The following is a 20835-nucleotide window of genomic DNA, read 5'->3' on the forward strand; positions in this document are numbered from 1 at the left end:
TCAACCGCGCAGGGCAGTGAGGGCGGCGACAGGGTCGGGGTCCGGCGTCGCTCGGGGCCACCAGTCGTCCTCGCCCGGCTCGGATTCGTAGCCGTACCAGCGGCTGTCGTGGCCGAAGCGGAGCTGGAGGGTGCCGCCGGCGTTGGTCAGGTGGTTGCGCCAGGGCTGGAAGCGCGGGTGGTCGGCCGCGGCGAGGGCGGGCCGTGCCCGGTCGAACGGGCCGGCCGGCGGGTCCCACGGGGTTTCCAGCACCTCCAGCCCCTCCGCGCCGCCCTGCCGCCAGGCGGCGACGGCCCGTGCCAGGTCCGTCGTGCTGCGGCCGGTGGCGAAGGCCAGCTCGCGATAGAGGGCCCGGGTCGTGGCGGTGAGCCCTGCGGTGGGGCGGGAGGCGGCGATCCGGACGGCGTCCTGCCAGGTGCTGAGCCCGGCGAGCGGGTCCTCCCCGGTGGTGAGCATCGTGTGGGCGCGGGCCGCCGCGTCCGTGGCGAGGTGGTCGAGGCCGAGCGGGTCACGCGCGCCGGGCAGCTCCGGGTAGGACGGCGGCTCACCCGGGTGGGGCGGCACGGGCAGGGGTGCGGGCAGCGGCGGCAGGAAACGGTCGGCGAGGGCTTCCTGGGCCGCGACCGAGGGCATGGCGGGGGTCTCGGGACGTTCGCGCGCGGAGTGCTCGGCGTTGCGTCTGCCCAGCTCTTCGAGGAGCTCGCGCTCTCCCCTGCCGCGCATCAGCAGGAGGACGAACGGGTCGCTGTCCAGCAGCCGTGCCGTCTGGAAGCAGAGCGCCGCCACATGCTTGCAGGGCCAGCCGCGGTCAGGGCACGAGCAGTCCGGGTCCAGATCACCGGCGGCGGGCAGCAGCCGGACACCGGTCTCGCCCGCCGTGTCGACCAGGGAGTGCGGCATCTCCTTGTCCAGGAGGGCGGACAGATGCCCGGGCCTGGCCGCGACGGCGTCCAGGAAGGTGTCCCAGTCGGACGCCGAGAGCGTACGCAGGCGGAGCTCCGCGCGGTAGGGGCGGGGGCGGCTGCCGTGGACGTAGGCGATGACCCGGCCCGGGGTGACGGTGACCGCTGCGACATGGCCTCCGTCGGCGTACATACGGCCGCGGGCGAGACGGCCCTCGTCCATCGACAGGGACTGCAGGGCGTCCACCCAGGCGCGGCCCCACCAGCTCTCCGCGAAGGACCCTTCGGAGGCGCGGGCGGGCACCGCTTCGAAGGTGCGCCGCAGATCGTCGGGGCCCGGGCGGGCCGCGGGGCTCCCTCCGGGGCTCATGACGTCCTCCGGAGCGAGACGAGGTCGGCCAGGTCATGGTCGCTGAGCTCGGTCAGGGCGGCCTCGCCGGAACCGAGCACCGCGTCGGCGAGGGCCCGCTTGGACCGGAGCAGCTCGCTGATCCGGTCCTCGACGGTGCCCTCGGCGATCAGCCGGTGCACCTGGACGGGCTGGGTCTGGCCGATGCGGTACGCGCGGTCGGTGGCCTGCTCCTCGACCGCCGGGTTCCACCACCGGTCGTAGTGGATGACGTGGGCGGCCCGGGTGAGGTTGAGTCCGGTGCCCGCCGCCTTGAGGGAGAGCAGGAAGACGGGGACCTCGCCGGACTGGAAGCTGTCCACCATCCGCTCCCGCTCGGGCACCGGCGTGCCGCCGTGCAGCAGCTGGGAAGGGATCGCGCGGGAGGCGAGGTGGGCGGCGAGGAGCCTGGCCATCGACACGTACTGGGTGAAGATCAGGACGGAGCCGTCCTCGGAGAGGATGGTGTCGAGGAGCTCGTCGAGCAGGGCGAGCTTGCCGGAGCGCCCCGCGAGCCGGGTCGGCTCTTCCTTCAGATACTGCGCGGGGTGGTTGCAGATCTGCTTGAGCGAGCCCAGGAGCTTCATGATCAGGCCGCGGCGGGCGATGCCCTCCGACTGCTCGATGAACGCCATCGTCTCGCGGACGGCCGCCTCGTAGAGCGTGGCCTGTTCCCGGGTGAGGAAGACGGGGTGGTCGGTCTCGGTCTTGGGCGGCAGCTCGGGCGCGATGCCCGGGTCGGACTTCTTGCGGCGCAGCAGGAAGGGCCGGACCAGCCGGGAGAGCCGCTCGACGGCCTCCTCGTTGCCCAGGCCGGCGGCGGTGCCGGTGTTCTCGACGATCCTGGCGTGCCGGGAGCGGAACGCCTTGAGCGGGCCGAGCAGGCCCGGGGTGGTCCAGTCGAGCAGCGCCCACAGCTCGGAGAGGTTGTTCTCGACGGGGGTGCCGGTCAGGGCGACGCGGGCCGGGGCGGGGATGGTGCGCAGTGCCCTGGCGGTCGAGGAATGCGGATTCTTCACGTGCTGCGCCTCGTCGGCGACGACCAGCCCCCAGGTGTGCGCGGCGAGCTGCTCCGCGCTGGAGCGCATCGTGCCGTACGTCGTGAGGACGAAGCCGCCGTCGGAGCCGCCGAGGGAGCGGTCGGTGCCGTGGAAGCGGCGTACGGGGACGCCGGGTGCGAAGCGGTTGATCTCACGGTGCCAGTTGCCGAGGAGGGAGGCGGGGCAGACCACCAGCGTGGGGGCGGCATGCGCGCGGTGCAGATGGAGCGCGATGACGGTGATCGTCTTGCCGAGGCCCATGTCGTCGGCGAGACAGCCGCCCAGGCCGAGCGAGGTCATGCGGTCCAGCCAGGCCAGGCCGCGGAGCTGGTAGTCGCGGAGGGTGGCGTGGAGACCGGGCGGCGCCGGGAGGGTGGCGTCCTCGTCCAGGATGCGCGTGCGGAGCGCGGCGAGGGCACCGGCCGGCACGGCCTCGACCTGTTCGCCGTCCACCTCGGCGCTGCCCGTGAGGGCGACGGCGAGCGCGTCCACCGGGTCCAGGAGACCGAGCTCCCGCTTACGTGCCTTGCGGACGAGCGCGGGATCCACGACGACCCATTGGTCGCGCAGCCGCACCACCGGCCGGTGCGCCTCGGCCAGGGTGTCCATCTCGGCCTCGGTGAGCCGGTCGTCGCCCAGGGAGAGCTGCCAGTTGAACGCGAAGAGCTGCTCGGCGTCGAAGAAGGAGGTGCCGTCGGTGGCGGACCCCGGCGCAGGGCGGACGACGGCCGCAGCCGTGAGCGAGCGGGCGAGCTCCCGGGGCCAGTGGAGCGCCACCCCCGCCGCCGCGAGCCGTGCTCCGGCCGCGCCGATCAGCTCGTGGAGCTCGTCCTCGGTGACGGCGAGGACGTCGGGGGCGGGCTGGTCCAGCAGCCTCTCCAGCGGTGGCCAGACGCGGGCGGCGCGGCGCAGCGCGAGCACGGCGTCGATCCGGGCCCGTGGCCCGAAGGGCTCCCCCGCCCCGCCGCTCCACAGTGTGGCCGCGTCGGTGACGTACGTCGGATCGGCCAGGCTGTGCACCTGGGTGATGGCGGCGGCGGCGTGGCGCGTGGCGGCCGGGGTGCGGGTCGTCTCCTCGTCCCCGGTGTCCTCCCCGGAGGAGTCGAAGAGGTCGTACGCGGAGAGGTCGAGCCGGAGCGAGATGCGCACCCCCGCGTCGAGGCCGGCGGCCACCTCGACGGCCCAGGCGCGGGCGTCCGGCAGGTGCTGTCCCCCGGGGGCGGCGAACGGCGCACCCATGGCGTGGGCGGCGGCGGGTGTCCGGGGCAGGGTGTCGGCGACGGCGTCGAGGAAGGCGCCGAGCAGCGCACGGGGTTCGGGGACGCGCAGGGGCGTCCCGTCCAGCGGGACGGCGTGGCCCTCGGGCGGCATCGAGGCGGCGACGGCCCTGAGGTGGGCGATGTCCTCCGCGTCGCGCGGTCCTGCCCGCCAGGCGTCGTGGTCGCCGGCGGTCAGTCCGGGCAGGAGCCTGCCGCGCGCCACGAGGGTGAGGGCGTGCAGAGCCGCCGCTCCCCACGCGCGGGTGGCGGGGTGGGCAGCGGCGCGGTGCCTGGCGCGCGCGAGCAGGGGCACCGCGTCCCCGACGGGAAGCACGACGGCGGGCACGGTGAGGGTCCCGGCTCCGTCCGTGCCGTGCCGGACGGCGACCGTGAGTTCGGTGACGGCGCACCCGGGCCCGACGGCGGGCGGCACCGCGTCCGGGCCCGGGAGACCGACGGCCTCTTCGGGGTCCCAGAAAGCGATCCGGCCGTCCCGGGGCAGCGCTGCCGGCAGGAAGACCGCCGCGCACCGCAGCAGCCGGTCGACGGTGACGTCCTGCGCCTGCCGCGTCATCTCCACCGTCCCCTCCTGCCTCGGTCCGCTCACACTTCTCCTGTCTTCGCGAGTCTAGGCGGGGGGTGTGACAGCGCCCGCCCCGGCCGTGTCTCCACAGGTGGGACGGGCGGACAACCGTGTCAGTGACGGGTGAAGGGCCTGGTCCGGGAGCGGCCGGACGGCTCCTCCGGATCGAGTTCCGGGAGCGCCTCCGGGTCGAACTCCGGCACCCCGTCGGGCTCCGGGGCCCCGTCCGTGAGGGGACCGTCCGGGAGCGGCCGGTCCGTGAACGTCTGCTCCGTGACCGTCGGATCCATGACGGGCGCCTCCGCGGTGGACGGGTCCACGGGCTGTTCCGCGTCCGGCTGCCCGGCACCCACGGGCGGCTGCGGCTCCTGCCCCGGCCCCTGCTGTGCGCGTTCCAGGAAGCGGAGGAGCTCCACCGGGAACGGCAGGACCAGCGTGGAGTTCTTCTCGGCCGCGACCGCGACCACCGTCTGCAGCAGCCGCAGTTGCAGAGCCGCCGGCTGGGTCGACATCTGCTGCGCCGCCTGGGCGAGCTTCTTCGACGCCTGCAGCTCCGCGTCGGCGTTGATGACCCTCGCGCGCCGCTCACGGTCGGCCTCGGCCTGCCGGGCCATGGACCGCTTCATCGTCTCCGGCAGCGACACGTCCTTGATCTCGACCCGGTCGATCTGCACACCCCAGCCCACCGCGGGGCTGTCGATCATCAGTTCAAGACCCTGGTTCAGCTTCTCGCGGTCGGACAGCAGATCGTCCAGGTCGCTCTTACCGATGATCGACCGGAGGGAGGTCTGCGCCATCTGGGAGACCGCGAACCGGTAGTCCTCCACCTGGATCACCGCGCTCGCCGGGTCCACGACCTTGAAGTAGATGACCGCGTCCACCCGCACCGTGACGTTGTCGCGCGTGATCCCGTCCTGGGCGGGCACGGGCATCGTCACGATCTGCATGTTCACCTTACGGAGCCGGTCGAGGCCCGGGATGATCATGGTGAAGCCCGGAGGGCGCACCGCGTCGTGGAGCCGGCCGAGCCGGAGCACCACCCCCCGTTCGTACTGCTTGACCACCCGGGCCGCGGCCATGCCATAGAGCAGACCGCCCGCCAGCACGGCCACCAATACGACCAACAGAACCTGGACCATCACGGCCCCCTGACTCCAGGATGCGTCACCGCACCCACTCATCACGCCCTATTAACACGATATGCCCGATGCGCACACTTTCGAACCCCCGTCCGGGTGCCGGTGGCCCCGGCCGGCCGCGCAGCGGATGCCGGCGCCCCGGGGACCGGGCAGGGTGGCAGCGCCAGCACGTCTCTGTGACGTACCGATGAGCCGGACGAGCAGACGAGGACCCGCCCATGTCCGTCACCGCACCCCCCACCGTTCCCCGCCGACGTACCGGCATCGCCGCCGGTGCGGTCCTGCTCGCCCTTGCCGCCACGGGCTGTTCCGGCCTCGGGCGCACGGCGGTGGGGCCGGTGTCCTACACCACCGAGAAGGACGAGGTCGTCACCGTGCACAGCCCTTCGGTGAAGGGCTGTCACACGATGGACCCGGCCGGTTCGGGCAAGGTCGACAACCGGACCATGATCGACATGGTCCTCTACACCACCCGCGACTGCTCCGGCCGGGGGACCGCATACGTGGCCACCACGTTCTCCGACACCAACGCCGCGCGTGCTCTGCCCTGGCGCAGCTACAGCTTCATTCACTGACCGGCGCGGGCCGTTCGCCTCTGCCCGCGGAGCAGCGCGAACAGCTCCCGGGTCCGCTCACGGCGGTCCCGGGCGATGAGGACGACCAGGACGATGAGCAGCGCGGGCATGACCGCGTTCGGTGGGTCGAGCAGCGTCAGCTGGACGACGGACGCACCGGCCAGCAGCCCGACGAGGGCGATGGCGGCCGTTCCCGCGAGGAGCGGGATCAGCAGGGCCAGCGCGCCCGCCAGCTCCAGACCCCCGATCGCGTACATCGCCCCGCTGCCCCAGCCCATCCTGTCGAAGGACTCGACGGCCGACGCGTGGGCGGCGAGCTTGGCCACCGCGCTGAAGCCCAGGAACAGCGCGAGAACGACACGGGCCCCGGTCAGGGCGGCGGAGCCCACGCGGCGGCGCGGCGCGGAGGGGGCATTCGGCGCGGCGAGCGAGGCGGTGGCGACGGCTTCGGACATGGAGGTCTCCTCGGAGGGCGTGGTGGGTGAGTGACGTGCGCCGGCGCGCGGTGCGGCTCCTGCCGCCGCGCTTCCCGGCGCTCACCGAGAGGCAGACCGCACCGGTCCACGGAACTCATCGCCCCACGAGTCCCCAATGTGCCTTCCTTCAGGGCTGCCGGGGCCGCGCCAGCACCCAGACGCCGTCCGGTGTGAGATAGCGGCCGACGACGAGCCCGGCCTCCTCCAGATATGCCTCGAACCGCTCCACGGACAGCTCCCGCGACCGGAAGGTCTGCGTCCACCGGGCGTCCTCGAAGACGTACTCCACGCGCACCTCGTCCACCCCGTCACCGACGGGGTCCGACGAGAGGATCCGGATGATGCAGCCCGCGGCCCGGTCCTCCCTCTCCCGGGGCACATCGGAGTGGTAGTCGGCACCTTCCCGCTGGATGAGCACGACGCCGTCGTCCTTCACGTACCTGCGGCAGGTCCCGAGGAGCCCTTCCCTGACCCGGTGGTCGCTCGTGTGCACCAGGAACGACCCGAGCACCACGGCGTCGAACCGTTCCTCGCCGAGGTCCAGCGTCTCGATGGGGCTCCGGACCGTGCGCGCTCCGTGCACGTGCTCCAGCATCTGCGCGGACTCGTCCACCGCGGTCACGTCGAAGCCCAGTGCGACCAGGGGGTGCGTCACCCGACCGGCCCCGCATCCCAGTTCGAGCACGCTCGCTCCCGGGCGCAGCGCCGAGGCGATCACCTCGGGTTCGCTGCCGACGGACATGCGGGCGTACAGCTCGACCGCACAGCCGTCCGGTGTGATCGCACCTGGCCCCGTCCCCGTGTGTCCCTCACGTACCAGTTGTCCGCTCATACCCGCCAAAACGTACGGACGCGGGGCGGCGTTCCCTGGCGCGCCCCCTGTCGCGCCGCGGACGGCGGCCGTCGGATTTCCGTCCGCCGCGCCGCGGGGTCATCCTGGAGAGGAGGCGATGCAGATGCGTACCGGAAGTGAACCCTCCACCGCCCGGAGCCCCCTGCGGATGCGGCTCTGGCTGAGTCTCTGGGGCATGATCTGGGCCGCGTTCGGCCTGGCGGTCTTCGTGGCGACCGGACACACCGGCTGGGCGACGGCCTGCGGTGTGCTGCTCGCGGTGACGGTCACGGACTTCTGCGTCGTCGTCCGTCATATGCGGCAGGGCCCGCACTACCAGCCGGGCAGGGACGTCCCTCCGTACGAACCCGACCGGGGCGGGCGGGGCCGGTACGGCCGCTGAGTCCCGACCGGGGCGGGCGGGTCCGGTACGGCCGCCCGGCACCGTCAGGAAGGTTCGTCGAAGCGGGCCGCCCGCAGGTACTCCGGGTTCGGGTCGAGCGCGGCGGCCAGCCGGAAGTGGCGGGTGGCCTGCTCGGGCCGGCCGGCGCGCTGGAAGGTGCGTGCCAGGGCGAAGTGCGCGAAGGCGTTGTCCGGCTCGCGCTCCAGGACCAGCTCGAACTCCAGCTCGGCCGGGCGCAGTTGGGCGGCGGCGAAGAAGGCCCGGGCGCGCAGCAGCCGGGCAGCCGTGTTCTCCGGGTGGGCCGCTATCACCGAGTCGAGCAGCTTGACCGCACCCCGCGGGTCACGCGCCGCGAGCAGTTGCTCCGCCGCGCGGAAGTCGATCACATGCGTTTCCGGGTTGCTCTCGGGCACGGCCGTATCCTTCCCTTCGCCTGGCGCTCTGCAACATCCGGCAGGGTGCGCGTATTCCGCCGTACGCCGGGTCAGCCCCCGGCGGCCCGTGCGGTGAGCTCCGACCAGACCCTGCGGACCTGGGGTTCCAGACCCTCCAGGGGGCCGTCGTTGTCGACGACGATGTCGGCGACGGCCAGCCGCTCCTCGCGCGTGGCCTGCGCCGCCATGCGGGCGCGGGCGTCGGACTCCGTCATGCCGCGCAGCCGTACGAGCCGGTCGAGCTGGGTGCCGGGCGCGGCGTCGACGACCACGACGAGGTCGTAGACCGGGGCGAGGCCGTTCTCCGTGAGCAGCGGGACGTCGTGGACGACGACCGCGCCGGCCCCGGCGGCCCGTTCCAGCTCGGCGGAGCGGGCCCCGACGAGGGGGTGGACGATGGCGTTGAGCGTGGCAAGGCGTGCGGGGTCGGCGAAGACGATCGACCCGAGCGCCGACCGGTTCAGGGCGCCGTCGGCGCCGAGGATTCCGGGACCGAAGGCCTCGACGACAGCCGTGAGCCCGGGAGTGCCGGGCTCGACGACCTCGCGGGCGATCCGGTCGGCGTCGATCAGTACGGCTCCGTAGCGTGCGAGCAGCCGTGACACTTCGCTCTTGCCGGCGCCGATTCCACCGGTCAGGCCCACTTTCAGCATGAGCCGACCCTAGCCTCCGGCCGGGGGACGGCCGGAGGCCACCTCAGGAATCACCCTCACGTTCCGCGAGGAAGCGTTCGAATTCGCGGCCGATCTCGTCCGCCGACGGCAGGTCGGCCGGCTCTGCGACGAGGTTGCCCCGGGTCTCGGAACCCGCGATCGCGTCGTACTGGTGCTCCAGCCCTTCGACGAGCGTGACGAGCTCCTCGTCACCCTGGCCGACCTGCCGGTCGATCTCCGTCTGGGTGCGGTGCGCCTCCGTGCGCAGCGTGTGCGCGACGCTCGGCAGGACCAGCCCGGTCGCCGCGGTGACCGCTTCCAGGGCGGTGAGCGCGGCGTCCGGGTAGGCGGACCGGGCGACGTAGTGCGGCACATGGGCCGCCACGCCGAGGACGTCGTGCCCGGCCTCCATCAGCCGGTACTCGACGAGCGCCTCGACGGAGCCGGGGACCTGCGCCTCGTCGAAGGGGCTGCGGTGTCCGGGCATCAGGTCGGTGCGGTTGCCGTGCGGGGTGAGGCCGACGGGGCGGGTGTGCGGGACGCCCATGGGGATGCCGTGGAAGCTGACGGCGAGGCGCACGCCGAGCCGCTCCACGATCTGTTCCACGGCGGCCGCGAACCGCTCCCACTCGACGTCGGGCTCAGGCCCGGAGAGCAGCAGGAACGGGGCGCCCGTCGCGTCCTGGACGACCTTCACGTCCAGGGTGGGTGCCTCGAACGCCGTGTACCGGTCACGCCTGAAGGTGAGCAGGGGGCGGCGCGCCCGGTAGTCGACGAGCCGGTCGTGGTCGAAGCGGGCCACGGTCTGGTGGGGCAGCGTCTCGAGCAGGCCGTCGACGATCTGCTCGCCGGTCTCGCCCGCATCGATGTAGCCGTCGAAGTGGTAGAGCATGACCAGGCCGGCCGACTCCTGGGCGAGCGCCATGTCGACGACGGCCAGGCCCTTCGGCTCCCATTCGTACAAACTCTGCGGATCAGGCACGGTTACCGCTCCTCCTCGTGTTCCTCGACAAGAACACCCCGCCCGGCCACGGCATTCCCGCCCGCGCCCCCGGCCTCGCCGTTACGCGAGGACCCGGCTGTGCAGCGCCGTGACCGCCTTCCGTGCCGAGGTGAACGCCCCGTGCTGCCAGGCGTCGGTGTGGCTGAGGTAGTCACCGGCGAAGTACACATGCCCGGCGGGGCTGTTGAGCGGCGCGAAGGCGGGGGCGTCGGGCCCGCCGGACAGGGAGTGCCAGGAGGTCTCGAGGTAAGGCGTCTGGCGCCAGTGGTGGGAGAACGATGTGGCGAGTTCCGTGCGGTACTTGTCGCCGTGGATCTTCACGCCCTGGGCTACCGCCCGAGCCTCCCTCTCGCGCGGGGCGAGGGCGGCGTAGGCGTCGGCGTTCGCACCGGTGTTGTAGTAGCCGATGATGGTGCCGCGTTCACCGAGGTGCCCGTAGGACGGGTACCAGATGTGGGAGAGGTCCATGTCCGTCTCGGTGATGCCCCCGAAGATCCGGTGGTCGCTCTCCCACCAGCGGCTCCTGTACTCCAGCCCGATCTTGCCGGCCGAGGAAGGCTTGCAGGACTCCAGGGCGCTCTGGACGGCCGGACCGAGGTTGTGGGACGTCTTGGCCAGGATGTTGGGCGGGAGCGCGGCGATGCAGTAGTCGGCCTCGATGCGGCGGGTGCGGCCGGCCTGGGTGTAGGTGACGGAGACGCCGTGCGCCGTGTCCGTGATGCCGGTGACGGCCGCTCCGGTCCGGACACGCCGCTCGCCCACCGCCCGGGTGAGCGCCGCGGGTATCCGGTCCATACCGCCCACCGGCTGGAACATCAGCATCGCCTGGTCGTACTCGAATTCGAAGGAGAAGTAGCGTCCGACGCCGCTGGCGAAGACCTCGGACGCGGTGGGTACGGGGCCGAGCTCCTCACCCGGGGTCCCGGCGGCGGCCGGGTCGACGCGGTAGCCGCGCCGGGAGCTGCCGGTGTAGTCGAGCGTGTCGCCGATGTCGCCGAAGTCCTTGAGGAACTCCAGGAGCCGCTCCTGGTCGTCGGCGGTGATCTGCCGGTCGAGGGCGCCCTTGTCGCCGGCCTTGGCGAGGAGTTCGGCGACGTAGCCGTACATGTCGGCCTTGGCGGTGCGGTAGCGCACCGGCGCCTTCATGCCGGCCTTCTCGTTGAAGAGGTAGGCGTTGGCGTTCTCGTTGGTGAACACCTCGACGGGGACGCCGAGTTCCCGGCAGTAGTCGAGGGTGACCATCCACTGCGGGATCCGGCCGGGCCCGGCGTTCATGTACTGGCCGTCGCTGAAGCGGGCGGTCTGCCTGTTGCCGTAGGTGTCGGTGGTCGTGTCGCCGCCCCGGACGGTGAAGTTGCGCCCGCCGGTGCGGCCGCGGGCCTCCAGGACCGTACAGTCGTAGCCGGCTTTGCCCAGCTCGTACGCGGCGGCGAGGCCGGCGATGCCTCCGCCGACGACCACGACCTTGGCGGCGGCCTTCCCCTTCAGCGAGAAGTCGCCCGGGCTCGGCGCCCGGAAGGCGGGTTCGCGGCCCGCCGCGGCTGCGGTGGGCGCGAGTCCGAGAGCGCCCATCGTGGCGAACATGGCACCGGCGCCGCCGGTGAGGCCCACGTTGCGCAGAAAGCTGCGGCGGCTTGCGCCTGCCGCCACGGGAGAGTTCTGCGAGACGCGTGAGGTGTTCGACGTGTGTGTCATTCCCTGGCTCCCCTGGTGATCCGGACGTTGCGCGGATCCTGGCAAGCGCTCGTTACGGGCCGTCAGCTACTCGTGTATCCCACACGTTTCTTCCGCCCACCGGCCCCGGAGAGGTATTGGTCCAGACCTTGACATGTCCACACACCCCCCATACGGTCACGGGCAGATTCAGCGACTCGCCCGATATTCACGTACGAGAACATCTGAACCTCCTCGACGGGAAGGCACCCCCATGCGTACCCGCACACCGTCCCCCGCACTGCTGACCGCCGCACTCGCGGCGGCCGCCCTGCCCCTCGTCGCAGCCGGCCCCGCGCGGACGGCGGCGGTCGTCGACGTGAGCACCGCGGCGCAGCTCAAGGCGGCTCTCGCCGCCGCGGCCCCGGGCGACACGATCCGGCTCGCCGACGGCACGTACACCGGGAACTTCAAGGCGACCGTCCCGGCCACCTCCGCCGCGCGGATCACCCTCACCGGCTCCCCGGCGGCGGTCCTGACGGCCGGCGGCGGCTACGGGCTGCACATGGACGGAGCGTCGTACTGGACGGTGTACGGCGTCACCGTCACCGGCGGCCAGAAGGGCATCGTGACCGACGCGGCGAACGGCGTGGTCATCGACTCGGTGACCGTGCACGGCCTCGACATGGAGGGCGTCCACTTCCGCACGTCCAGCCGTGACGGCGTCCTGAAGAACTCCCGGATCCACGACACGGGCCGGAACGGCCGGGGCATGGGTGAGGGCGTGTACGTGGGCTCGGCGGGCGACCTCACCGACCGGAGCGACAACGCGCGGATCATCGGCAACACGATCGGTCCGGGGGTCGGCGGCGAGAACATCGACATCAAGGAAGGCACCACCGGCGCGGAGATCATCGGGAACACCTTCGACGGCAGCGGCCTGACCGGGGCCAACTACGACGACTCCTGGGTCGACGTGAAGGGCAACGACGTCCTGGTCGAGAACAACAAGGGCGTCCGCACCACGAACAACGGCTATGAGACGCACACCCAGCAGAGCGGCTGGGGCTGCGGCACCGTCTTCCGCGGCAACACCTCGGACCTGACCGGCGCCACCGGCGTCGGTCAGCTCGCCGTCAACGTGACCAACGCAGGCACGAGCTGCCGCACCACCGTGTACGCCTCCAACACGGTCTCCGGCGGCAAGGGGCTGACGAACATCGCCGTCACGCCCTGACGCCCGCGTCCGGACACGAGCGAGAGCCGCGTCCGGACATGAGTGAGGCCCGCCCCCCGGAGGGGACGGGCCTCACCTACAGCTCTACAGCTACTGCAGCCGATGAGCGACTGGGGTCAGAGCGTCAGCTCTGGCCGCCGGCCAGCTTCTCGCGCAGGGCAGCCAGGGCCTCGTCCGACGCCAGGGCGCCGGAGTTGTCCGCGGACTCCGAGGAGTACGAGCCGCCGCCACCGCTGCCGCCGGAGGCAGCCGGGGCAGCGCCGGCCGGGGCGGCAGCGCCCTCGGCAGCGGCAGCCTCGTCGGCCTCGCGGGACTTGATGACCTGGGCCTGGTGCTGCTCGAAGCGCTGCTGCGCCTCGGCGTACTGCGTCTCCCAGACCTCGCGCTGCGCCTCGAAGCCCTCGAGCCAGTCGTTGGTCTCGGGGTCGAAGCCCTCGGGGTAGATGTAGTTGCCCTGGTCGTCGTACGACGCGGCCATGCCGTACAGCGTCGGGTCGAACTCGACCGAGGCCGGGTCCCCGCCGAACGCCTCGTTGGCCTGCTTCAGCGAGAGGCTGATGCGACGGCGCTCGAGGTCGATGTCGATGACCTTGACGAAGATCTCGTCGTTGACCTGGACGACCTGCTCCGGGATCTCCACGTGGCGCTCGGCCAGCTCGGAGATGTGGACCAGACCCTCGATGCCCTCGTCGACGCGCACGAACGCACCGAACGGAACGAGCTTGGTGACCTTACCGGGAACGACCTGCCCGATCTGGTGCGTACGGGCGAACTGCTGCCACGGGTCTTCCTGCGTCGCCTTGAGCGACAGCGACACGCGCTCGCGGTCCATGTCGACGTCGAGGACCTCGACGGTGACTTCCTGGCCGACCTCGACAACCTCGGAGGGGTGGTCGATGTGCTTCCAGGAGAGCTCGGAGACGTGCACGAGACCGTCGACGCCACCCAGGTCCACGAAGGCACCGAAGTTGACGATCGAGGAGACGACGCCGGAGCGGACCTGACCCTTCTGCAGGGTCGTGAGGAACGTCTGGCGAACCTCGGACTGCGTCTGCTCGAGCCAGGCACGGCGGGACAGGACCACGTTGTTGCGGTTCTTGTCCAGCTCGATGATCTTGGCCTCGAGCTCCTTGCCCACGTAGGGCTGGAGGTCGCGGACACGACGCATCTCGACGAGCGACGCCGGGAGGAAGCCACGGAGGCCGATGTCGAGGATGAGACCACCCTTGACGACCTCGATGACGGTACCGGTGACGATGCCGTCTTCTTCCTTGATCTTCTCGATGGTGCCCCAGGCACGCTCGTACTGAGCGCGCTTCTTCGAGAGGATCAGGCGGCCTTCCTTGTCCTCCTTCTGGAGAACCAGGGCCTCGATCTCGTCGCCGACCTTGACGACCTCGTTCGGGTCGACGTCGTGCTTGATCGAGAGCTCGCGGCTCGGGATGACGCCTTCGGTCTTGTAACCGATGTCGAGGAGAACCTCGTCCCGGTCAACCTTGACGATGACACCGTCAACGATGTCGCCGTCGTTGAAGTACTTGATCGTCTCGTCGATCGCCGCGAGGAACGCGTCCGCGTCGCCGATGTCGTTGACCGCAACCTGCGGAGTGGTGGCGGTGGTCTCGGTGCTGCTCGTCATGTGGGAAAGGGCTCCGGTACGGACAGTGAGTCGTAGGTACTGCTACGCCGAGAGCCCGTATCGCCTCTGCAGAAGACCGGACAGCCTGGAGAGCGCCGATCCGTTAACCGGAAGGCGCCTCGACAACCGAGGGGACATGCAACAGACGCGAGCGCGGCCTGCTAGGTCTGAAGCGCGCAGGCTCGCAGCGCAACTTGTAGCATACGGGGGCAGCCGGACAGGGTCAATGCGCGAAGGCGCACACCCGGGGCACAACACCCCAATCCCGGCACAACTCACGTTCACCGAGGCCACATCGGTCGCAGCGGCGTGTCGTGCGCGCACAGGCGCACTCACCCCTACGGCCCGTGGAGGCACCCGCGCGAGGCGGGTGAAGGCAAACTACAACGACGGGCACGATGAGCCAAGAGATCTACGAGTCCGAACCTGAGGCGACCCGGCGGGAAGCCGGCGAGGCGGAGAGCAGCCGGGCGAGCCGCGGCTGGTGGGACCGGAACGCCGACGAGTACCAGAGCGACCACGGAGCGTTCCTCGGGGACGACCGCTTCGTCTGGGGCCCGGAGGGGCTGGACGAGGCGGAGGCGGCCCTGCTGGGCCCGGCGGGGGACCTGAAGGGTCTGGCCGTCCTGGAGATCGGGGCGGGCGCCGCCCAGTGCTCGCGCTGGCTCGCCTCGCGCGGCGCCCGCCCGGTGGCCCTGGACCTCTCCCACCGCCAGCTCCAGCACGCCCTGCGGATCGGAGACGGCGTCCCCCTCGTGGAGGCCGACGCCGGACGGCTCCCCTTCCGCGACGGCTCCTTCGACCTGGCCTGTTCCGCCTACGGCGCGGTGCCCTTCGTCGCCGACCCCGTGCAGGTGTTCCGCGAGGTGCACCGGGTGCTGCGGCCCGGGGGCCGCTGGGTCTTCTCGGTGACGCACCCGATCCGCTGGGCGTTCCCGGACGAGCCGGGTCCCGAGGGCCTCTCCGTCTCCGCCTCGTACTTCGACCGGGTGCCGTACGTGGAGCAGGACGGGAGCGGCGACGCGGTGTACGTGGAGCATCACAGGACGCTGGGCGACCGGGTGCGGGACGTGGTGGCGGGCGGCTTCCGCCTGATCGACCTCGTGGAGCCGGAGTGGCCGGCCTGGAACGACCAGGAGTGGGGCGGCTGGTCCCCGCTGCGCGGCAACCTGATCCCCGGCACCGCGATCTTCGTCTGCGAGCGGGACGACCGGGCCTCGTGAGGGACCACCGGTCCGCCTGAACGGCGGGCGTACGAGACTGGGGGCGTGATCCGTACCGACGCCCTGGACCAGTTGCCCGTACGCACCGCTGTGCCCGCCCTGGAGCGCGCGCTCGACGAGCGGGGTGCCGCGGTGCTGTGCGCGCCGCCCGGGACCGGCAAGACGACCCTCGTGCCCCTGGTCCTCGCCGGGCTGACCGGCGGCGGTCCGGCGCGCCGGGTGCTCGTCGTCGAGCCCCGCAGGATCGCCGCCCGGGCCGCGGCACGGCGGATGGCGTGGCTGCTCGGGGAGCGGCCCGGGGAACGGGTCGGTTTCACGGTGCGCGGGGAGCGCGTGGTGGGGCGCGGCACGGTGGTGGAGGTCGTGACCACCGGGGTGCTGCTCCAGCGGCTGCAGCGCGACCAGGAGCTGGCCGGCGTCGACGTGGTGATCATCGACGAGTGCCACGAGCGCCATCTGGACGCGGACACGGCCGCGGCGTTCCTCCTCGACGTACGGGGGACGATCAGGCCCGATCTGCGGCTGGTGGCGGCGTCGGCGACGACGGACGCGGCGGGCTGGGCGCGGCTGCTGGGTGACGCGCCGGTGGTCGAGGCGCAGGGGGTGTCCCATCCGGTAGAGGTGGTGTGGGCGCCGCCGGCCGGACCGGTACGCCCGCCGCACGGCATGAGGGTGGATCCGGCGCTGCTGACGCATGTGGCCGCCGTGGTGCGCCGGGCACTCGCCGAGCGCGACGGCGACGTCCTGTGCTTCCTGCCCGGTGTCGGAGAGATCAGCCGGGTGGCCGGTCAGCTCGCGGGCGTCGGCGCCGAGGTGCTCCAGGTCCACGGGCGCGCCCCGGCGGCCGTGCAGGACGCGGTGCTGGCGGGGCCGTCGGGCGGCCGCCGGGTGGTGCTGGCGACGTCCGTGGCGGAGTCGTCCCTCACGGTGCCCGGGGTCCGTGTCGTCGTGGATTCCGGCCTCTCCAGGGAGCCGCGTACCGACCACGCGCGGGGGCTGGGCGCCCTGACGACCGTACGGGCGTCGCGGGCGGCGGGACGCCAGCGTGCGGGCCGTGCGGGGCGCGAGGCTCCGGGCTCGGTGTACCGCTGCTGGGAGGAGGCCGAGGACGGGCGCCTGGCCGCGTTCCCCTCCCCCGAGATCAAGGTGGCCGACCTCGCGGCGTTCGCGCTGCAGGCGGCCTGCTGGGGCGATCCGGACGCCTCGGGGCTCGCGCTGCTGGACCCGCCGCCCGCCGGGGCCATGGGCGCGGCCCGGGAGGTGCTGACGGCGGTCGGCGCCGTGGACGCAGCGGGGCGCGCGACGAGCCGGGGCGTACGGATGTCCCGGCTCGGCCTGCACCCCCGGCTGGCCCGTGCCCTCCTGGACGGCGCGGACGAGGTCGGCGGGCGCCGTGCCGCGGAGGTGGTGGCGCTCATCGGCGAGGAGCCGCCGCGGGAGTACGGGGACGACCTGGCGCACGCGCTGCGCACGGCGCGGCGCGGCGGGGACGGTTACGCGGCGCGCTGGCGGCAGGAGGTGCGGCGGCTCTCCCAGTCCCTGGGCTCCTCGGCGGACGCCGGTACCGGCCCGGACGACGCGGCCGTGGGGCTGGTGGCGGCGCTGGCGTTCCCGGAGCGGGTGGCGCGGGCCCGGGGCGAGGGGGCGTTCCTGATGGTGTCGGGCACGGGCGCGGAGCTGCGGGACGGCTCGCGGCTGCGCAGCGCGCCGTGGCTCGCGGTCGCGGTCGCGGACCGGCCGGCCCATGCCGCGTCCGCCCGGGTGCGGCTTGCGGCCGTCGTCGACGAGGGCACCGCACGGCTGGCCGCGGGACATCTGCGGTTCTCCGGGGAGGAGGTCCGGTGGGCGGACGGAGACGTGGTGGCCCGTTCCGTGGAACGTCTGGGGGCCGTCGAGCTGTCCGCACGTGCGCTGCGCAGGCCGGCCCCGGAGCTGGTGCGCGGGGCGCTGCTGGAGGGGCTGCGCAGGGAGGGCCCGGGGCTGCTGGGGTGGAACCGGGACAGCGAGCAGCTGCGGCTGCGGCTCGCGTTCCTGCACCGGGTGCTGGGGGCGCCGTGGCCGGATGTGTCGGACGGCGCGCTGCTGGACCGCGCCGAGGAGTGGCTGGAGCCCGAGCTGTCCCGCGCCGGCCGCCGCGCGGATCTGGCGCGGATCGACGCCGGGCAGGCGGTGCGGCGGCTGCTGCCGTGGGCGACGGGCGAGGCGGCCCGGCTCGACGAGCTCGCCCCCGAGCGGATCGAGGTGCCGAGCGGGTCCCGGATCCGGGTGGAGTACGGCGGGGAGCAGCCCGTGCTCGCGGTGAAGCTCCAGGAGCTCTTCGGGCTGAGCGAGACGCCGCGGGTGGCCGGGGTGCCCGTCCTGGTCCATCTGCTGTCCCCCGCCGGGCGGCCGGCGGCGGTCACGGCGGACCTGGCGTCGTTCTGGCGGGAGGGGTACAGGGGCGTACGGGCGGAGCTGCGCGGCCGCTACCCGAAGCACCCGTGGCCGGAGGACCCGACGACGGTGGAGGCCACGCGCTTCACGTCGGCGCGGCTGCGCCGGGATTAGCGGAGGTGCCGGGACCAGCGAAGGTCCCAGGACCGACGGAGGCCCCAGGACAGCGGAGGCGCCGAGGCCAGCGGCTTCCGGCCGGAGCCGGAACCCGCTGGTCCCGTGCGGGTCAGGCCGCGGGGGCCTCGACCTTCAGCTCGACGGTCAGCGTGGCGCCGCTCGCGGTGGTGAGCCGCAGCCTGTAGGTGCCCGCCGTGTCGTCGGCGTAGATCTCCGGGAGTTCGAGGAGCCCGTCGGCACCGGTCTTCAGGGTCAGGATGCGGACGGGGAGGCCGAGCGCGTCCTTGAAGTACGGACCCTTGTCGTTCGCGGTGGGCGTCTCCGCATCGGTGATCATCGTGGCGGTGACGGGGGTGTCCGCCACCCCCGTGTCCTTGTACGCCGCCTTGACCTCGAGCCGGTCGGCGAACTCGGCGCCGGGGGCGGCCGTCAGGACCTTGTCGTCGCTACGGACGAGGGTGTCCGCGACCCGGGCCGTGACGCTCGCGAGGAGGCTGACGGTGCGCGGCGTGGTGGCGCCGGCGACGGCGGTCACCCTGAAGGGGCCCGCCTTCTCACCGGCCGTGAGGACGGGGGCGGTGACGGTGCCGTCGGCCCCGGTGGTCAGGGTCACGGTGCGCTTCCCGCCGGCGAAGCGGGTGTCCGTGTCGCCGACGACGGTGAAGGTGACCGACGTCTTGGCGAGCGGCGCGCCGAGCTTGTTCCTCGCCCGGACCTTGACGCGCTCGGAGAACGCGTCGCCTGCCGTGGCGGTGAGGGTGCCGGTGCCCGCGTTCTCGAGACTCCCGAAGGTCGCGCCGGGCGCCGGGGCGGGCGGCGGCGTGGTCGGCGGAGTCACCGGCGTGGTGGGCGGAGGTGTCGTGGGCGGCGGTGTGGTGGCGGGCGGCTTGGTGGCGGGCGGGGTGCTCGGCGACGAGGTGGCCGGCGGAGTGGGCGTGGGTGACGGGGAGGGCGTGCCGGTGTCCGTGTCCTTCGGGAGGACGCCCGTGCCGTCCGGGACCTCGTGGGTACCGCGCTTGTAGTAGTCGAACCAGGAGCGCACCGTGCGCAGGTACTCGGTGGAGTGGTTGTAGCTCAGCACCGCCCGGTCGAGGTCCGTGGCGAGCGACAGGTCGCGGGTGCCGGCGCAGAGGTAGCGGCCGGCGGCCAGCGCCGCGTCGTGGACGTTGTTGGGGTCCTTGCGCCCGTCGCCGTTCCCGTCCTGGCCCCAGGTCGCCCAGGTCGACGGGATGAACTGCATCGGTCCGACGGCGCGGTCGTGGGTCGAGTCCCCGTCGTACGCCCCGCCGTCGGTGTCCTTGATCAGCGCGAAGCCCTGGCCGTTGAGCGCCGGGCCGAGGATCGGGGAGAAGGTGGTGCCGTTCGCGTCGACCTTGCCGCCGCGGGCCTGGCCGGACTCGACCTTGCCGATCGCGGCGAGGAGCTGCCACGGCAGCCGGCACGCGGCGTCGGTGCTCGCGAGGTCCTGCTCGGCCTTCTTGTACGCGGCCAGGACGGTGGCCGGTATGCCCGCTTCGGCACTGCCGGTCACCGGCAGATTGACGGACGTACCGGGCTTGTTGGGCGTATCGAGCGGCGGGAGGTCGGTGTGGTAGGGCGAGTTGCCCGTGGCCGCGCTGTCGCCGGGCGGTGTCGCGCCGGCCGCGGTCCGGTCGTCCGCGGCACTGTCGGGGTGTGGTGCGGCGGGAGCCTGAGAGGCGGAGAGTGCTGCTACGGCGGCGGCGGCCACCGCGGTGGTGGTGGCCCCCCTGCGCAGCCTGCGGCCGAATTGCGCTGCCATACGTGTCGGTTCCTCCCCGTCGACGGCTGTCCGCGCTCCCCGCGCGAGAACTCAGGCGACCCTACGACAACTCCCGGCGTCCGAACACTGGTCCCCGCCCTGTTCTTACCGGTTTCTCAGCTTCGCTGCCGTCAAGTCGCCCGGGTGCCCCTGCGGGTGACACGGGCTCACGCATACTTGCCGCCATGCCGTTCACGCTCAGCCACGCCGCAGCCGTGCTCCCGGGAATCCGCAGGTCCGGCACGGGCCGTGGGTCCCTCGTCGCCTCCGCGCTCGTCGCCGGGTCGTTCGCTCCCGACCTCACCTACTACGCGGACACGGTCGTGCCGGGAGCGATGGAGTTCGGCGAGGTGACACACGCCGTGTGGGGAGTGTTCACCGTGGATGTACTCGTCACCGGCGCCCTGGTGGCGCTCTGGCTGCTGCTGCGCGAACCGCTCGTCGCGCTGCTGCCCGTGGCGGCGCGAGGGCGCGTGCACACCTTCGTACGGGGGCGGCGCCGTGAGCCGGGCCGCCCGGTCCTCCGCGGGGCGGTGTGGTTCGTCGTGTCCGCCGTCATCGGCTCGGGGACCCACGTCGTGTGGGACGCCTTCACGCATCACGACCGGTGGGGCACGGAGCTGATCCCCGTCCTCGGCCGGAGCGTCGGCGGCCACCCGGTGTTCCAGATCGTCCAGTACGGCAGTTCGGCCGTGGCCCTGGTGGTCCTGGCGTGGTTCACGCACACGGGCCTGCGGCGCACCGGGCCGGTCGCGGCTCCGGCGTCCGTGCCGGTGCTGAGCCGGGCCGAACGCGGGTGGGCCGCTGCGCTCCTGGTGCTGTGCGTCCTGCTGGGCGTCGTCCACCGGTGTGCCCGCTGGTACGCCTACTTCGGGCACGCCGACACGCCCCTCGACATCATCCCGACCGCGTGCTTCGGCGCCGGGGCGGGCCTGGCCGCCGGCCTGGTGCTGTACGGGGCGTGGGTGCGGCTGCTGCGGAGACCGTCCGTGCCCCGTCCCGCGGACGGGCCCCGTGCGGACACCGCACGGGGCCGCCCGGCCGGCCGGGACGCCGGCTGAGCACA

At 72.9% G+C, this 20835-nt stretch carries 17 protein-coding genes; 6 read left to right on the forward strand and 11 right to left on the reverse strand.

The window, feature by feature from the left end:
* The 3 genes from OG379_RS10100 to OG379_RS10110 form a co-directional block, all read right to left on the reverse strand.
* Nucleotides 1-1272 (reverse strand): SWIM zinc finger family protein, encoded by a 1272-nt coding sequence (locus tag OG379_RS10100; RefSeq protein WP_405661347.1) that lies wholly within the window; start codon nucleotides 1270-1272, stop codon nucleotides 1-3.
* Nucleotides 1269-4163, reverse strand: coding sequence for a DEAD/DEAH box helicase (locus OG379_RS10105; protein WP_405668469.1), 2895 nt, complete (start codon nucleotides 4161-4163; stop codon nucleotides 1269-1271). The genes OG379_RS10100 and OG379_RS10105 overlap by 4 nt, the downstream gene beginning before the upstream one ends.
* A 122-nt stretch (nucleotides 4164-4285) precedes the next feature.
* Nucleotides 4286-5311, reverse strand: coding sequence for an SPFH domain-containing protein (locus tag OG379_RS10110; protein WP_405661350.1), 1026 nt, complete (start codon nucleotides 5309-5311; stop codon nucleotides 4286-4288).
* Between the two features lie 218 nt (nucleotides 5312-5529).
* Here OG379_RS10110 and OG379_RS10115 point away from each other — a divergent pair, with 218 nt between their 5' ends.
* Nucleotides 5530-5886 carry a hypothetical protein gene (locus tag OG379_RS10115; protein WP_405661352.1) on the forward strand — a complete coding sequence of 119 codons (357 nt, stop codon included), beginning with the start codon at nucleotides 5530-5532 and terminating at the stop codon, nucleotides 5884-5886.
* On the opposite strand, the gene OG379_RS10120 is transcribed toward OG379_RS10115, so the two are convergent.
* Together OG379_RS10120 and OG379_RS10125 are read right to left on the reverse strand one after the other, a co-directional pair.
* Nucleotides 5880-6341, reverse strand: a complete 462-nt coding sequence (locus OG379_RS10120) for a DoxX family protein (RefSeq protein WP_405661354.1) — start codon at nucleotides 6339-6341, stop codon at nucleotides 5880-5882. The genes OG379_RS10115 and OG379_RS10120 overlap by 7 nt on opposite strands.
* 148 nt (nucleotides 6342-6489) lie before the next feature.
* The gene (locus OG379_RS10125; protein WP_405661356.1) at nucleotides 6490-7194 is read right to left on the reverse strand and encodes a class I SAM-dependent methyltransferase; all 705 of its coding nucleotides are present in this window, start codon (nucleotides 7192-7194) and stop codon (nucleotides 6490-6492) included.
* Nucleotides 7195-7318: 124 nt separating this feature from the next.
* On the opposite strand from OG379_RS10125, the gene OG379_RS10130 reads away from it, so the two are divergent.
* Nucleotides 7319-7597: a DUF6343 family protein gene (locus OG379_RS10130; RefSeq protein WP_393755431.1), complete on the forward strand. Its 279-nt coding sequence runs from the start codon at nucleotides 7319-7321 to the stop codon at nucleotides 7595-7597.
* A gap of 44 nt (nucleotides 7598-7641) precedes the next feature.
* Here the strand turns inward: OG379_RS10130 and OG379_RS10135 are convergent, their stop codons facing one another.
* The 4 genes from OG379_RS10135 to OG379_RS10150 all read right to left on the reverse strand — a co-directional run bounded on the left by OG379_RS10135 (nucleotide 7642) and on the right by OG379_RS10150 (nucleotide 11271).
* Nucleotides 7642-8010 carry a tetratricopeptide repeat protein gene (locus OG379_RS10135; protein WP_362938786.1) on the reverse strand — a complete coding sequence of 123 codons (369 nt, stop codon included), beginning with the start codon at nucleotides 8008-8010 and terminating at the stop codon, nucleotides 7642-7644.
* Between the two features lie 71 nt (nucleotides 8011-8081).
* Nucleotides 8082-8684 (reverse strand): dephospho-CoA kinase, encoded by a 603-nt coding sequence (gene coaE, locus OG379_RS10140; RefSeq protein ID WP_405661360.1) that lies wholly within the window; start codon nucleotides 8682-8684, stop codon nucleotides 8082-8084.
* A 43-nt stretch (nucleotides 8685-8727) separates the two neighbouring features.
* Nucleotides 8728-9666, reverse strand: a complete 939-nt coding sequence (locus tag OG379_RS10145; protein WP_362938780.1) for a PAC2 family protein — start codon at nucleotides 9664-9666, stop codon at nucleotides 8728-8730.
* Nucleotides 9667-9747: 81 nt separating this feature from the next.
* Nucleotides 9748-11271 carry a flavin monoamine oxidase family protein gene (locus OG379_RS10150; protein ID WP_405668471.1) on the reverse strand — a complete coding sequence of 508 codons (1524 nt, stop codon included), beginning with the start codon at nucleotides 11269-11271 and terminating at the stop codon, nucleotides 9748-9750.
* A 343-nt stretch (nucleotides 11272-11614) separates the two neighbouring features.
* Here OG379_RS10150 and OG379_RS10155 point away from each other — a divergent pair, with 343 nt between their 5' ends.
* A complete protein-coding gene (locus tag OG379_RS10155) occupies nucleotides 11615-12577 on the forward strand; it encodes a sheath polysaccharide-degrading enzyme (protein ID WP_405661362.1) in 963 nt (320 codons plus the stop codon).
* 124 nt (nucleotides 12578-12701) lie between these two features.
* On the opposite strand, the gene rpsA is transcribed toward OG379_RS10155, so the two are convergent.
* Nucleotides 12702-14216 carry a 30S ribosomal protein S1 gene (gene rpsA, locus OG379_RS10160; protein WP_104789902.1) on the reverse strand — a complete coding sequence of 505 codons (1515 nt, stop codon included), beginning with the start codon at nucleotides 14214-14216 and terminating at the stop codon, nucleotides 12702-12704.
* Between the two features lie 398 nt (nucleotides 14217-14614).
* Between rpsA and OG379_RS10165 the strand changes: the two genes are divergently transcribed.
* On the forward strand, nucleotides 14615-15439 hold the full coding sequence (locus tag OG379_RS10165; protein WP_393755439.1) for a class I SAM-dependent methyltransferase: 825 nt from the start codon (nucleotides 14615-14617) through the stop codon (nucleotides 15437-15439).
* A gap of 45 nt (nucleotides 15440-15484) precedes the next feature.
* The gene (gene hrpB, locus OG379_RS10170) at nucleotides 15485-17986 is read left to right on the forward strand and encodes an ATP-dependent helicase HrpB (protein WP_405661364.1); all 2502 of its coding nucleotides are present in this window, start codon (nucleotides 15485-15487) and stop codon (nucleotides 17984-17986) included.
* A 112-nt stretch (nucleotides 17987-18098) separates the two neighbouring features.
* Here the strand turns inward: hrpB and OG379_RS10175 are convergent, their stop codons facing one another.
* Nucleotides 18099-19769, reverse strand: coding sequence for a lytic transglycosylase domain-containing protein (locus OG379_RS10175; protein ID WP_405661367.1), 1671 nt, complete (start codon nucleotides 19767-19769; stop codon nucleotides 18099-18101).
* A 185-nt stretch (nucleotides 19770-19954) separates the two neighbouring features.
* Here OG379_RS10175 and OG379_RS10180 point away from each other — a divergent pair, with 185 nt between their 5' ends.
* A complete protein-coding gene (locus OG379_RS10180; RefSeq protein ID WP_405661369.1) occupies nucleotides 19955-20830 on the forward strand; it encodes a DUF4184 family protein in 876 nt (291 codons plus the stop codon).
* Nucleotides 20831-20835: the final 5 nt, after the last annotated feature.

The sequence above is a fragment of the Streptomyces sp. NBC_01166 genome, assembly GCF_045039765.1.
Taxonomy (GTDB): domain Bacteria; phylum Actinomycetota; class Actinomycetes; order Streptomycetales; family Streptomycetaceae; genus Streptomyces.

Excerpts from the sequence above, each read along its gene's own strand:
- rpsA (WP_104789902.1), bottom strand. The coding sequence starts at position 14,216 with ATGACGAGCAGCACCGAGACCACCGCCACCACTCCGCAGGTTGCGGTC.
- coaE (WP_405661360.1), bottom strand. The coding sequence starts at position 8,684 with ATGCTGAAAGTGGGCCTGACCGGTGGAATCGGCGCCGGCAAGAGCGAA.
- OG379_RS10115 (WP_405661352.1), top strand. The coding sequence starts at position 5,530 with ATGTCCGTCACCGCACCCCCCACCGTTCCCCGCCGACGTACCGGCATC.
- OG379_RS10110 (WP_405661350.1), bottom strand. The coding sequence starts at position 5,311 with ATGGTCCAGGTTCTGTTGGTCGTATTGGTGGCCGTGCTGGCGGGCGGT.
- OG379_RS10180 (WP_405661369.1), top strand. The coding sequence starts at position 19,955 with ATGCCGTTCACGCTCAGCCACGCCGCAGCCGTGCTCCCGGGAATCCGC.
- OG379_RS10105 (WP_405668469.1), bottom strand. The coding sequence starts at position 4,163 with ATGACGCGGCAGGCGCAGGACGTCACCGTCGACCGGCTGCTGCGGTGC.
- OG379_RS10125 (WP_405661356.1), bottom strand. The coding sequence starts at position 7,194 with ATGAGCGGACAACTGGTACGTGAGGGACACACGGGGACGGGGCCAGGT.
- OG379_RS10120 (WP_405661354.1), bottom strand. The coding sequence starts at position 6,341 with ATGTCCGAAGCCGTCGCCACCGCCTCGCTCGCCGCGCCGAATGCCCCC.
- OG379_RS10165 (WP_393755439.1), top strand. The coding sequence starts at position 14,615 with ATGAGCCAAGAGATCTACGAGTCCGAACCTGAGGCGACCCGGCGGGAA.
- OG379_RS10100 (WP_405661347.1), bottom strand. The coding sequence starts at position 1,272 with ATGAGCCCCGGAGGGAGCCCCGCGGCCCGCCCGGGCCCCGACGATCTG.
- OG379_RS10130 (WP_393755431.1), top strand. The coding sequence starts at position 7,319 with ATGCGTACCGGAAGTGAACCCTCCACCGCCCGGAGCCCCCTGCGGATG.
- OG379_RS10150 (WP_405668471.1), bottom strand. The coding sequence starts at position 11,271 with ATGTTCGCCACGATGGGCGCTCTCGGACTCGCGCCCACCGCAGCCGCG.
- OG379_RS10155 (WP_405661362.1), top strand. The coding sequence starts at position 11,615 with ATGCGTACCCGCACACCGTCCCCCGCACTGCTGACCGCCGCACTCGCG.
- OG379_RS10175 (WP_405661367.1), bottom strand. The coding sequence starts at position 19,769 with ATGGCAGCGCAATTCGGCCGCAGGCTGCGCAGGGGGGCCACCACCACC.